Annotated in this window: 1 protein-coding gene; it reads right to left on the bottom strand. The window is 74.4% G+C overall.

Going from position 1 to position 14609, the window contains the following annotated elements; translation table 11 throughout:
• Positions 1 to 11 precede the first annotated feature (11 nt).
• Positions 12 to 14516: an SDR family NAD(P)-dependent oxidoreductase gene (locus ACZ4N5_RS30525; RefSeq protein WP_467760265.1), complete on the bottom strand. Its 14505-nt coding sequence runs from the start codon at positions 14514 to 14516 to the stop codon at positions 12 to 14.
• Positions 14517 to 14609: the final 93 nt, after the last annotated feature.

The raw sequence follows: 14609 nt of genomic DNA, 5'->3' as shown, positions 1-14609 counted from the left end.
CGCTGCCCCGTTCACTGCCGCCGCCAGGAGCGGAAGGCCCGCAGCTGTTCCGGCGTGACCACGCTCTCCAGGTGCTCGTCGGCCTGGTCGCCGCCACCGAGCGCGGCCAGCAGGCGCCGGGCCGGTACGTTGCGGTCGGTGCGCTCCGCCGTCAGCCGGATCTTCACGCAGCCCAGTCGGTCGGCGTGGTCCGCCAGCCACCCCAACAGCCGTTCCTCGACGCCTCGGCCGAGCGCGCGGCAGCTCAGCATCCAGGCGAGGACGTCGAGTCGATCGCCGTCCGCGCGCAGGGCGAGCAGGCCGATCTGGCCGTAGTCGCCGAAGCGGTCCCGTGCCGCGGCCGTCCACACCTCGCCGTGTTCCCGCCACCGCGCCAGATCGCCGCCGTCGGCGGACCGGGGATGGAGGGTGAACTGATTGGTGCGGCGGACGAGTTGCTCGGCCCGCTCGACGTCGGCCCCGGACAGCGCCCGGATGTCGACCTCAAGTTCCAACTGGGCGAGGAACTCCTCGAATCCGGCCTGCTCGCGGACCGCGTCCCGCTCCCGCTCCTGCGCGTAGAACCCTGCCCGCAGCCCGTCCTCGGCCGTCGCCGCCGCCGGAACGAGCGGCCACAACCGGCCGAGGAATTGCTCCAGTTCGGCCGCCGGAGGGCAGGTCACCGACAGCACCTCCGGCAGCGCCGACCGCACTCCCGCGATCTCGACCGGGTTGTCGTCGAGGAACAGGAAGCTGTCCAGCCCCAGGTTGAGGGTGCGCGCCGCCTCCGTGAGACGGCCCGGCTTCGGGCCCCAGCCGGCGGAGAGCACGCTGAAGTGCTCCGCCTTCAGCGGGCTGTCCGGACGGTCCAGGACGGCCCGTACGGTGTCCTCGTCGTTGTTGCTGACCAGCGCGAGCAGCGCGCCCGCGGCACGCCACCGCAAGAGCCTCCGTGCCAGCAGGGCGCGCGGTCCGGTCAGATCCACCGACTCGGGGCCGATCTCCCCGGCGACCCCGCCCCACAGGGTCTCGTCGCCGTCCACCGCGATCACCTTGGGCGCGGGCCGCAGTACCGCTCGTACGACCTGGGCCAGCCGCAGGGCCACCGCCGCCTGGAAGTTCGGGGTGAAGGGGAGATGGGCCAGCCGTTCGGTCCGTTCGTCGAAGCGTTCCGCGACGGCGTGGTGCCGAGTCCAGTCGTCAGGGCCCAGCACCGCGATGCCGGGAGAATCGGTCAGCTCGGCGACGAGGTCGCTCTCCCATCGCGCGAAACGGTCGTCCTGGCGCACCGAGGGCAGGATGCCGACGATCAGGGGTCTGCGGGTCCGCTGGGACAGGGCCCGCAGCGCGGCCGGGTAGGCGGTGCGCAGTTCGGTCAGCACCGGGTCGGTCACCGGGCCGAAGCGTTCCAGGTCCGCCGCCCGCAGCAGCACCACGCCCACCGCTGTCGTGGGATCGGTGAAGACGCCCGAGGGGTCGCGCAAGGCGGCGAGCACCTGGTGGTACGGCGCTTCCGCGACCGTCGGACCCTCGTCCCGTGCCCGGTCCCGCTCCCGTTCCGGCGCTCCTTCCGGCGTGCCCTCCCCGACCGCCGCCTCGCACAGCAGCGGCAGATTGCCGAGCGCGAAGGTGGCGGCGAGGGCGAGCGTGCGGCGCGGGTGCGCGGCGGGGTCCCTCGCGACCGGAGCTGGCGTCGTACCCGTCGCGACTGGAGTTGCCGTCGTGCCCGTCGCGACGCGCTTTGCCGTTGTCCCCGTCGCGACCGGCATTGCCGTCGTAACCGTCGCGGTGATTGCCGTCGGGCCCGTCGTACGGACCGCCGCGGTGGGATCCTCGGCCGTCTCGGCGAGCAACCGCAGGAACGCCTCCGCCAGCTCGGTGGAGGTCACCGCGTCCAGGATGTCGAGGTTGTGGTCGAGCCGTACGCGGCCCGCGTCCGGGGTCATGGTGACCATGAGGTCGAGGTCGGAATATCCCGTTCCGGCCGGGAGCACCTCCAGCCGGCCGAGGCGGGCCGCCGAGGAGCGTACATAGTTGAAGTACACCTCCACCAGCGGGGCGTTCGCCCGGTGCAGCCCCTGACCGGCCAGGGTCGACAGCACGTCCGAGAACATGGCGCCCTTCGCGAGAACCCGGTCCAGGCGCGCGTCCGTCCGGCGCAGTACCTCCTCGATCCGCTCCTCCGCCGCCGCTTGTGCGGGGAACGGCACGGGTACGCCGAAGAAGCCCACCGCGTCGTACGCGTCGGCGTGGATGCGCGTGTCGACGGGCACGGCGAGCACGAAGCGCTCCCGCTCCCGCATCCTGGCCAGCAGTACAGTCAGGGTGCCGAGGCAGAAGGCGGCCGGCGTGACGGCGAGCCTGCTCGCGGCCGCCGACACCCGCTCCATCAGCCCGTCGGGTATCGCCACGGTCACGCTTCCGGCCCGGTACGAACGCGTCTCCGGGCGCGGCCGGGCGAGCGTGAGGTCGAGACGCTCGCTGCCGTGGAAGGCCTCGCGCCACTCGGTGGTGGCGGCGCCGGAGGCATCGCCGGTGCGCTGGGCCTCGATCAGCAGGTCGATGTCACGGTTGGTGACGTCGTCACCGAGTGAGGTGCCGGACAGTTCGGCGTCGATCTCGCCCGCGACGAGCAGCAACGACTGCAGATCGCTCACCGCGTGGTGCGCACCGAAGGCGAGGAGCTGGCCACGCGCACCGGCGTCGAGCAGCTCGAACCGCCACAGCGGTGCCCTCGCCAGGTCGAACGGCGGCTCAAGGAGCCGGGACAACCGGTCGTCGGCGTCGAGTTCGGCATCGGCGGGCACGTCCGTCCAGCGCAGCAACGGCTCGGTCAACTCGCGCTGCACACACAGCTGTCGGCCCCGTCCGCCGCCGCCGGCCATCGCCGTGCGCAGGGCCGCGTGCCGTCCGGCGAGCCGGATGACGATGTCGGTGAGCGCCTCGCGGGTGGTCGGCGCGGTGAGCCGGACGGCCAGACCGACGGCGTGCGCCGCGTCCGGCATGTCCGGCTGGGCGCTGCGCAGCAGCCGTACGACGTCGCGGGTCGCGGGCAGCAGCTCGCTCTCGGGCACCTCGGAGGTGGCTTCGGGCTGTGGCTCCTCGCTGCGTGCCCCGGCGGCGCGTTCGGGCAGCACCTCGCCGAGGGCCCGTGCGAGGCTCCGGATGTCCGACGCCGAGAAGACGGCGGCGGCCGGGAGTTCGGCGCCCAGTTCGCGGGTGAAGGCGTTGCGGAGCCGGACCAGCATGAGCGAGTCCAGGCCCAGTTCCTTGAGGGCCGTGGTCGGGGACAGCTCCACGGCACCGCCGGAGACCTGGCCGACCTTGGCCCGTACGTACGCTTCGAGCCGTGCGGACCTGTCCTGGTCCGTCGTCGCCGCGAACACCCGGGCGACGAGGTCGTCCGTACCCGAGGGGTCCGCGGCGGCGGTGATCAGGTCGCCCAGGATCGGGCGGGTGCGCGCCGCGTCCGGGTCGAGGTCCAGGGCCTCCCGGTCCAAGGCGAGGGGGGCGAGCTGGCGGCGGGAGGTGGCGAGCACCCGCTCGAACAGGTCACCGCCTTCCGCCGGGGTGAAGGCGACCAGGCCCGAACGACTGGTCTCTGCGGCCCGGGTACCGGAACCGGCGACCATGCCGACCTCCGTCCAGGCGCCCCAGTCCAGGCTCAGTGCCCGGCGGTCGGTGCGGGAGAGGTGGTGTGCCCAGGCGTCGAGGAAGGCGTTCGCCGCCGCGTACGGGCTCTGGCCGGCCGAGCCGAGGAGGCCGGCTGCCGAGGCGAAGAGGACGAACCTCTCTGCCTCCGGGGCCAGTTCGGTGAGCAGCGTGGTGCCCAGGACCTTGGGCGCGAGCACGCGCAGCACGCGTTCGTCGGTCAGGTTCGCCACGGTGGCGTCGTCGAGGACACCTGCCGCGTGGACGACTGCGGCGATCGGTCCCACCTCACGTCGTACGGAGTCCAGGGCGGCCGTCAGCTCGGCGCGGTCGGCGACGTCCGCGCGGGCGAGGTGCACCGTGACACCGCGTGCTTCGATCCCCTTGATCCAGCTCTGGGCGGCCGCGTCGGGCCCGCCCCGGCTCAGCAGGGCCAGTCGGCGGGCACCCCGGCGGACCAGCCGCTCGGCGGCCACTCGGCCGAGGCCGCCCAGACCGCCCGTGACCAGGTGCACGCCGTCCGCGGTGATCCCGCCGTGCCCGCCGTCGTCCGGGCGGGTGCGGGCCAGCCGTGGCACCAGCCGCCCCGATTCCCGTAGCGCGACGAGCCGTTCGTCGTCCGCGTGCCGCAGTTGCATCCACAGGTCGTCGCCGCCGTTCGTGGCCGGCAGGTCGATCAGCGTGGTGAGCAGTTCCGGGTATTCCTGGGCCACGGAGAGTCCGAAGCCCCAGGCGAGGGCCTGCTGAGGGTTCGTCACCTGGGTGCTGTCACTTGCGGCCTGGCTGCCCCGTACGACCACGAACAGGCGCGGGGCGCGGCCGCGGGGACGGTCGGCGAGCGCCCGTACCAGGTGCAGGGTGCTCAAGCAGCAGTACCGCGCGGCCTCTTCGGCCGTGGCGGCGTCCTCGACGGCCGGCGCGTCGAGTGCGGACAGCTGCACCACCCGCTCCGGCGGCCCGTCGGCGAAGGCCTCGTCGAGAAGACGCGTCAACTGCCGTGGATCGGCCGGATCGAGGACGTAGCGGCCGGGGCCCTCGGCGCCGAACGCCGGGCCCCTGCGCACGATCACATGCGGCACGGCGGCGGAGGCCAACCGCTCTCCGAGCGCGTCGGCCATCCCGGTCTCGTCGGCCAGCACGAGCCAGCTGCCGTCGACGGGCTGCTTCTGTGCCGCCGGGCGCGGCTGCCAGCGCGTCTCGAAGAGCGCGCCGTCCAGCGGCGAGAGCGCGGCGAGTTCGAACTCCGTCGCCTCCAGGAGCAGTTGCTCCTTCTCGTCCCAGAGCCGCAGATCCAGGAGTGCGGTGTCGCCGTCCACGGAGCGCAGTCGGCAGGTCGCCCACGCGGGCGCGGAGCGCAGGCCGGTGAAGCGCAGCCGTCCGACACCGGCGGGCACGAAGGCCCGGCCCGCGGGCGCGTCGGCGGGCAGGGCCGCCGTGTGGAAGGCGGCGTCGAGGACCGCGGGGTGCAGCAGATGACCGGCGGCGGGCTGCCGGGTGAGTCGGCCGACCGCCGCGGTGTCCGTGCGGTGGCCCTGGTCCAGGACCCGGAAGGCGGGGCCGTAGTCGATGCCGAGGGCCGTGAGCCCCGCGTAGACGGCGGGCAGGTCGGCCTCTTCGTCGCACCGCTCGCGGAGCGCGGCGGGCTCCTCGCCCGCGTCGGGCGCGGCGGGCTCGGGTTCGGCGGCGCTGTCGACGACCCGTCCGCTGACGTGCCGCTCCCACGGTGCGCGCCGCTCTCCAGTGGTCGCCGAGGCGATGGTGAAGTCCCGTGAACCGTCCTCCCCGGCGGGCTGCAGAACCAGTTGCAGCCGTACGGGCCTGTCCGCGTCGAGAGCCAGGGGCCGCACGAACCTCACGTCGGCCAGTCGTACCTGGCCGCCGTCCCGCAGTGCTGACGCGGCCTCCAGTGCCAGGTCGAGGAAGGCGGCGCCGGGCAGCCAGACCTCGCCGGTGACCCGGTGGTCGGCGAGGTAGGCGAAGCGGCTGTCGCGCAGGTCGATGTCGCTCTGGAAGATGTGCCGGCCGGGTGTGTCGCTGGCCTCGACATGCGTGCCGAGGAGCGGTGAACCCCCGGCCGTCCCGGTGGCCGGGGCGGGTGCGCGCCAGTGGCGTTCGCGGGCGAAGGCGTACGTGGGCAGGTCGATCCGGCGCCCCTGCGGGAGCAGCACCGGCCAGTCGGGCGTGTGCCCGGCCTCGTACAACTCCCCCAGCCGGCCCAGCAGAACACCCCGTCCGTCCCGCCCACGGCTCAGCGAGCCGACCGCGACCGCGTCGATCCCCGCCTCGGCCGCCACCGCCTCGACCGACGCGGTGAGCGAGGGGTGCGGGCTCAGCTCGACGAAGTAGCGGTAGCCGTCGTCCAGCATCCGCCGGATCGTGTCCGCGAAACGGACGGGGCGCCCGAGGTTCGCGTACCAGTGGTCGGCGTCCAGCCGGTCTCCGGGCACCGGTTCGGCCAGCACCGTCGAGTACAGCGGGGTCGTCGTACGCGTGCCCCGGATGCCCGAGAGCCGGTCCAGCAGATCCGCGCGGACCGGGTCCATCAAGGGGGTGTGGGAGGCGAACGGCGTCGACAGCCGCCGTACCGGGATTCCCCGCGCTTCGAGGTGCCCGCGCAGTTCGGCCAGCGCTCCGGTGTCGCCGGAGACGGCCGTGGAGTGCGGGCTGTTGACCGCCGCGACGAACAGTCGGTCCGGGTGGGGCGCGAGCAGCTTCTCGGCCTCCGTGCGCGGCAGTTCCAGGGCCAGCATGCCGCCCTGTCCGACCAGTGGGGCGACCGCTCGGGCGCGCCCGGTGACCACGGAGACGGCGTCGTCCAGGGTGAGGGCGCCCGCACTGTACGCGGCGGCGATCTCGCCCAGGCTGTGCCCGATCACGGCGTCCGGGCGGACGCCGAGCGCACGCCAGGCGGCGGCCAGGGCCGCGTTGACCGCGAACAGCACCGGCTGCAGGTACTCGGTGCGGTCGAACGGGGCGAACTCCTCGGGTGCCGATAGGACGTTGAGCACCGACCAGTCCACCTGTCGGTGCACCGCCTCGTCGATACGGGCCAGCTCCTCGCGGAAGGCCTCCGACTCGGCCGCCAACTCCGCGCCCATGCCCGGCCACTGGCCGCCGTGCCCGGCGAAGACGAAGGCCACCTTGCCCGTCTGCTCCGCACGGGGCGGTGCCAGCGGCGTCCGTCCGGTCGCCAACGCGTCGAGCCGTGAGCGCAGTTCGTCCCGGTCTCCGGCCACGATCCCCGCTCGCCGTTCGAAGTGGCTGCGGTGGCGCGCCAGGGTGTGGGCGACGTCGGGCAGGGCGACATCCTCGTCCAGGTACCGGGCCAGCCGTGCGGCCTGCCCCCGCACGGCTGCCTCACCGCGCCCGGACAGCGCGAACAGCCTTGTGCCCGGGGCGGTTTCGTCCCGCGGCAGGATCTCGGCCGGCTCGGCCTCCTCCACGATCAGGTGCGCGTTGGTTCCGCTGATCCCGAAGGCGCTCACACCGGCCCGCCGTACGCGTTCACCCGACGACGGCCAGGCGACCGTCTCCCGCAGCAGGTGCAACCCGCTGTCGTCCCAGTCGACATGGCGACTGGGCGTTCCCGCGTGCAGGGTGCGCGGCAGGGACCGGTGCCGCAGGGACTGCACGACCTTGATCAGACCGGCTACGCCCGAAGCTGCCTGCGCGTGACCGATGTTGGATTTGAGGGAGCCGAGATACAGGGGGCGGCCCGGAGGCCGCGAGGTGCCGAAGACCCCGCCGAGGGCGTTCGCCTCGATCGGGTCGCCGAGGGTGGTGCCGGTGCCGTGCGCCTCGACGTAGTCGATGTCGGCGGGTTCGAGCCCGGACAGCTCCAACGCCCGCCGGATCACCTGTTCCTGGGCCGGACCGTTCGGCGCGGAGAGGCCCTGGCTGCGGCCGTCCTGGTTGACGGCCGTACCGCGCAACACGGCCAGCACCTCGTCGCCGTCGCGCCGCGCGTCGCCGAGCCGCTTCAGTACGACCATGCCCGCGCCCTCGGCCCAGATGGCACCGTCGGCGTCGTCGGAGAAGGAGCGGCAGCGGCCGGTCGGGGACAGCCCCCGCAGACGGCTGAACTCGACGAAGGTTCCCGGCGTCACCATGAGCGTCACCCCGCCGGCGAGCGCCAGGTCGCACTCGCCCGACCGCAGCGCCTGCGCGGCCAGGTGCAGCGCCACCAGGGACGACGAGCACGCGGTGTCCACCGTCAGCGCCGGTCCGGTCAGGCCCAGCGTGTACGCGAGGCGGCCCGAGGCCACGCTCGGCGCCGATCCCGTGCCGACGTACCCGTCCAGCTCGTCGAGCCGGGAGCCGGCGAGGTAGTCGCTGCCGAACATGCCGACGTACACACCGGTGCTGCTGCCCGCCAGCTCGGCCGGCACGATCCCGGCGCGTTCCAGTGCCTCCCACGCGGTCTCCAGCAGCATCCGCTGCTGCGGGTCCATGGCCGCCGCTTCCTTCGCGGTGATGCCGAAGAAGCCCGCGTCGAAGGACTCCAGGTCGTCGAGGAAGCCGCCTTCCTTGGCGTACGACGTGCCCAGGGCCTCCGGGTCGGGGTCGTGCAGCGACTCCACGTCCCAGCGGTCCGCCGGGAACGGGCCCACCGCGTCGCGGCCCTCGGCGACGAGATGCCAGAGGCCCTCGGGGTCGCTCACGCCGCCGGGCAGACGGCAGGCCATGGCCACCAGGGCCAGCGGCTCGTCCGACGCCGGCGCCGGGCTGCGGGGGGACCGCGGATCGGGGGCGCCGCGCCGGGTGGTGCGGCCGTCCGTGTCGAGTGCGGTGGCCAGCAGGTGGGCGGAGAGCCGGGCCGCGGTGGGGTGGTCGAAGAGCAGGGTGGCGGGGAGCCGGGTGCCGATCCGGGTGCCGATGCGGTTGCGGAGCTCCACCGCCGTCACCGAGTCCATGCCCAGCTCACGCAGCGGCTGATCGGGACGGACGGACTCCGCCGAGCGCAGGCCGAGTGCGCGGGACGCCTCCTCACGGACCAGGGCCAGGACACGTGCGGCGCGGTCGGCCTCCGGGAGCCGGGCCAGCCGGTCCGCCAGCGCGGAACCGCCGTCCTGGCCGGTGCGGGACGCGGGCAGCAGCGAGCGCCACAGGGCCGCCGTACCGTCGTCCGTGGCAGCCGTGGTCTCGCGCAGGCGAGGCAGGTCCAGGGACCAGGCGATCAGGTGCGGTGTGCCCCGGCGCAGGGCGAGTTCGACGAGTTCGCGGCCCTGGTCGGGGTTGAGGGCGCGGTGGCCGAGCCGGGCCATCCGGTCCAGGTCGGCGTGTTCGGCGGCGAGACCTTCGCCCGCCCAGGCGCCGAAGGAGACGGAGACTGCGGGCAGGCCCAATGCACGCCGGTGGTGGGCCAGTTGGTCGAGGAAGACGTTGGCCGCCGCGTAGTTGCCCTGGCCCGGGTTGCCGAGCACTCCGGCCGCCGAGGAGATCAGCAGGAACAGGTCGAGCGGTGTGTCGGCGGTGAGGCGGTGCAGATGGGTGGCGCCGTCCACCTTGGGGCGCAGCACCCGCGCGAGGCGTTCGGGCGTCAGGTCGGCGATCACCCCGTCGTCCAGGATTCCGGCGCAGTGCACGACACCGCGCAGCGGCAACTCGTCGCCGACACCGGCGAGTACGCCGGCCAGGGCGGTCGCGTCCGCGATGTCGCACGCCGCGATCTCGACCTCGGTTCCGAGCGCGGTCAGTTCGTCGGTGACCTGGGCGGCCCGTGGATCCGCCGCACCTTGACGTGAGGTCAGAAGAAGCCGGGGGACGCCGTGTTCGGCGAGAAGCCGGGCGATGTGCCGGCCGACGGCGCCGAGCCCACCGGTGATCAGCACCGTGCCATCGGTGGGCGCCAGGGCGGCGCGGCCGACGAGGTCGAGGACGACAGGGGCGCTCGACGCCCTGCCCCGCCGTATCGCCTCACGTGCGGCGGTGACGGGCAGGACCTGCGGGCGGGCCGGACGCGCCTGGCCGGCGACGGTCTCGTGCAGCGTCCGGGCCGCCTCTTCGATGCCTGTGGCGCCGTCGGGCGCGAGGGGCAGGGCGGCCGCGGTGGTGAACGGCACGTCGTCCGGGAGCACCGCGACCAGCCGTGCGTCGGCGATCGCCATGGAGCCGGGCGGGGTGTCGGCGAGGGCGACGACCCGCAGGCCGGGGCTCAGGTCCGTCACGTCGGCGGCGGTCTCGGTGACCACACCGGCGCAGGCGGTACGCGGCCGCTCCCCGCCGGTCCCGGGAACCGCCACGGCGTGCACCTGAATCCTCACCCGGCCCGGGGGCAGGGCCGGGGACGCCGCCGCGCGCAGGGTCGGGTCGGTCTCGGGACCGGCCAGTTCGTAGCAGTCACCGGCCGGGATGCGCAGCGCGTCGGCCGCGCGGGCACGCACCAGCCGCGGAACGAGCAAGGAGCCGTCCCGGAAGGCGAGTTCGGGCTCGTCGGCATGGGCGACGGCCGTCGGCAGGACGTCGGCGGGATCGGAGCCCCCGAGGTCGAGCAGGGTCAGCCCGAGGTGCGGGTGTTCGGCCCGGGCGCTGCGGGCGAGGCCCCACAGGACCGATTGGGCCAGGCCGGGCACGGTGTCCCCGGCACCCGTCGCGACCGCGCCGCGGGTCACCCAGACGGTCCGGGCGGGCGGCCGGTCGTCCGCAAGCGCGATCAGGGCGCGCAGTTCGGCCAGCGCCACGGCGGCCAACTCCTGAGCCGCAGCGGCCGGTTCGGCATCGGCCGCCGGACGCGGCCAGAATCGTACGACGCTGTCGGCGCCCGTCTCGCGCACCTGGACGCCTGCCTCCGCCAGGCCGCGCAGGGCGACCGCGACCTCCGCGTCCGAGCGGTCGCCGTGGACGGCCCACGCGGCGCCGGGTACCGCTGCGGGCTGTTCGGTCACGGCCGTCCACGCCACTTCGTACAGGTGGCGGCCGTTCTCCGAGGCGCCGTTCAGGTCCGTCGGGTCGGCGGCCCGCAGCCGTACGTCCTCCAGCCGGCCGGCCGGGAGGCCGTCGGTGTCCCACAGCGTCACGTCGAGGGCGAGGTCCGTCCCCGAGCCGCCGGACCGCCGCACCAGCGCCGTGAGGTCGCTCGCGCCGCCGGGCGGCAGGACGCAGCGGCCCACCGCGACCGGCAGCAGCACCCGGCCCTCGGACGCGTCCAGCGCGGCGGCCACGTGCAGCGCGGCGTCCAGCAGCGCCGGGTGGACGGGGTAGGGATCGGTGGCATCCCGGGCCACGGCCGGCAGCGACAGCCGGGCCAGCAGCTCGCCGTCGGCGGTGGTCGTGACCGCCGACCGGACGCCCTGGAATGAGGGACCGTAGCCGAGACCGAGCGCGGCCAGCCGTTCGTAGGCGTCCGCGCTCCAGACGGACTCTGCGGGCTCCGGCCACACCGGCGGCCGCGCAGCCGTCACCGGGGCGGGGGCGGCCGCCGACGCGGTGGCGTGCAGGGTCCAGTCCCGGGCCTCTTGGCCGCGCGGGCGGCTGTGCACGGTGACCTCGGGCGCGGATCCGGTGGTGACCACTTCGACCGACACCTCGACCGTGCCGGTCTCCGGCAGCACGAGGGGCGCGAGCAGGAGCAGATCGGTCACGTCGCCGGGAACGTCCGGGCGGGCCACGGCGAGCGCGGCACGGCACAGCTCCATCACGGTCGTGCCCGACACCACGGTCCGCCCGAACACGGCGTGGTCGGGCAGCCAGTCGGCGGTGGCCGGGGACCATTCGTTGCGGAAGGTCCAGCGGGTCTCGTCCGCCGACTGCAGCTGAACGCCCAGCAACGGGTGCGCGGCGCGGTCGAAGAGACCGGAGACCACGGCCCCGGACCCGGGTTCGGGCTCGATCCAGTAGGACTGCGGATCCCAGGCGTACGTGGGCAGGTCGGCCGTCTGCGCGTCGGGAACGACGCGGCGCCATTCGATCCGCCGTCCGTGGACGTGGAGTTCGGCGGCCGCCCGGTCCAGACAGGCGGGCCCGTCCTCGTCGCGGCGCAGCGATCCGACGGCGACCAGGTCCTCGTGACCGCCGTCCTCGGCGACCGTGCGCACGGCGGTGACGAGGGAGGGGTGCGGGCTGAGTTCGACGAAGTGGCGGTAGCCGTCGGCCGCCATGCGTTCCACGGTGGGCGCGAAGCGCACGGGTTCACGCAGGTTCGTGTACCAGTAGTCGGCCTCCAGCTCCTGCGTGACCGGCTCGCCGGTGACCGTGGAGTACCAGGCGACGGTGGTCGGGGAGGTGGTGACGCCGTCGAGTTCGTCGAGGATCGTCGCGCGCAGTGGCTCGACCCGGGCGCTGTGGGAGGCGTAGTCGACGTCGAGGCGGCGGACGAACACCTGCTCCCGGTCGAGGTCGGCGAGCAGCGCGTCGAGCGGCTCCACGTCACCCGCGATCACGGTCGAGCGGCCGCTGTTGACGGCGGCGACGGACACCCGGCCCCCGAGGTCGGCGAGGCGCGCCTCGACCTCGGTGTGCGGCAGGGCGACGACGGCCATGGTCCCGGTGCCTGACACCTCCGTCAGGGCCTGGCTGCGCAGGGCGACCACCGCCGCGGCGTCGTTGAGGCTCAGCGCCCCGGCGACGCAGGCCGCGGCGACCTCGCCCTGACTGTGTCCGATCACCGCGTCCGGCCGTACGCCGCGGGCCCGCCACAGCGCGGCCAGGGAGACCATCACGGCGAACAGGACGGGCTGGACGACGTCCACCCGGTCCAGGGAGGGGGCGTCCTCGTCGCCGCGCAGGACGGCCGCCACCGACCAGACGGTGAACGGGCGCAGCGCGGCGTCGCAGCGGTCGAGTTCGTCGGCGAACACCGGTGACCGGTCGAGGAGTTCGCGGGCCATGCCGGACCACTGGGCACCCTGGCCGGGGAAGACGAACGCCAACTTTCCCGGGGGGAGGGTCTGTTGCGGGCCCACGACCAGATCGGGGTCCGGATTCCCCTCGGCGAGGCCGCGGAGCGCGGTGAGCAGTTCGTCGTGGTCGCCCGCCCGGACGACGGCGCGGTGCTCGAAGTGGGTGCGGTGGTGGGTCAGCGTTGCCGCCACGTCGGGCAGTGCCGGTGCCGGTTGCGCGGCGAGCATGTCGAGCAGCCGGGCCGCCTGTCCCCGGAGGGCCGGGAGGGTGCGGGCGGACAGCGGGTAGAGGGCGGGCTCCCCGGTACGGGGGCGCCGGGCGGGCGCCGGAGCGGGAGCGGGGGCCGACGTCGACGTCGGTGTCGGTGTGGCGACCGGTGTCGGGGCCGATGTCGGTGTCGGTGTCGCGGCCGGTCGTGTCAGGTCCTCCGGTGACTCCTCCAGCACCACATGCGCGTTGGTGCCGCTGATCCCGAACGCGCTCACCCCGGCCCGCCGCACCCGGTCGCCGCGCCGTGGCCACGCCTCGGCGCCGCTGTGCACGCGCAGGCCGCCGTCCGCCCAGTCGACGTGCTCGGTCGGGGTCTCGGCGTGCAGGGACGCCGGGAGCCGTTCGTGGCCGAGGGACAGGATCGTCTTGATGACGCCGCCGATGCCCGCCGCGGCCTGTGTGTGACCGATGTTGGACTTCAGGGAGCCGACGCCCAGGGGCCGGGCCGCCGGGCGTCCCGGTCCGAAGACCGACGCGAGCGCCCGGCCCTCGATGGGGTCGCCGAGCGGGGTGCCCGTGCCGTGTGCCTCGACGTAGTCCAGGTCGTCCGGCCGGAGCCCGGCGTCGTCGAGGGCGGCGCGCAGCACCCGTTCCTGTGCCGGACCGTTCGGCGCGCTCAGGCCCTGACTGCGGCCGTCCTGGTTGATCGCCGACCCCTTGACGACCGCGAGGACCCGGTCGCCGTCCCGGCGCGCGTCCGCGAGCCGCTTGAGCAGCACCAGTCCGCATCCCTCGGCCCACACCACCCCGTCCGCCTCGGTGGAGAACGGGCTGCAGCGCCCGGACGGCGACAGCCCGCGCAGCCTGCTGAACTCGACGTGCCCGCGCGGTGTCACGAGGAGCGTCGCGCCACCGGCCAGCGCGAGGTCGCACTCGCCGCCTGCCAGTGCCCGCGCGGCCAGGTGCAGGGCCACGAGTGAGGAGGAGCAGGCGGTGTCGACCGTGACGGCCGGCCCCTGGAGTCCGAGGGTGTAGGCGATGCGCCCGGACGCCACGCTGGACGCCGAGCCCGTGCCGACGTGCCCGTCGAGCCGGTCCAGCGGGGCCGAGGCGAGGTATCCGCTGTCGTACAGGCCGACGTAGACGCCCGTCGAGCTGCCGTTCAGCGTCTCCGGGACGATCCCGGCGCGCTCGATCGCCTCCCAGCCGGTCTGCAGCAGCAGCCGCTGCTGCGGGTCCATGGCCGCGGCCTCGCGCGGCGAGATCCCGAAGAAGGCCGCGTCGAAACGGTCGATGCCGGTCAGGAAGCCGCCGCGCAGGGTGTACGCCTTGCCGGTGGCCTCCGGGTCGGGGTCGTAGAGCCCCTGGGTGTCCCAGCGGCCCGCGGGCACCTCGCCGACGGCGTCCTCGCCCGCGGCCAGCAGCCGCCAGAGGGCCTCGGGGGCGTCGACGCCTCCGGGGAACCGGCAGGCCATGGAGATGATCGCGATGTCGTCGTCCCTCCGTACGGACGGTCCGGCGGGCGCGGAGGCCGGCGCCGGATCGGCGGTACCCAGGGGCTGTTCGTCGAAGACGGCCTCGGCGATCCCCGCGATCGTGGGGTGGTTGAAGACGAGGGACGGCTCAACGGGCCGGCCGGTCCACTCGGACAGGCCCACGGCCAACGTCACCAACTGCCGTGATCCCAGACCGAATTCGGCGATCGGGCGCTCCGGCGCGACGGCTGACGGGGCGAGCCCGGCCACTTCGGCGACGGCCGACGTCAACCAGGCCCGCACCCCCTCGGAGGTCGTCGGGGACGTCTCGGGGAACTGCTTCGGGGACTCGTTCGCAGGCATCTGGGCTGGTGTCCTCGTGAACTTGGGCTCAGGTGGATTCCGGACGGCCGACGCGACGGGTGCGCACGGCGTACGACTGATGCCGCCGACGCA

The sequence above is a fragment of the Streptomyces sp. NPDC026500 genome, from assembly GCF_055567635.1.
The sequence above is the reverse complement of the archived record's forward strand: the minus strand, read 5'-3'. Positions and strand labels throughout refer to the sequence as shown.

What these genes read in the sequence shown, in the direction of transcription:
- ACZ4N5_RS30525 (WP_467760265.1), bottom strand. Translation starts at nt 14,516, where the DNA reads ATGCCTGCGAACGAGTCCCCGAAGCAGTTCCCCGAGACGTCCCCGACG.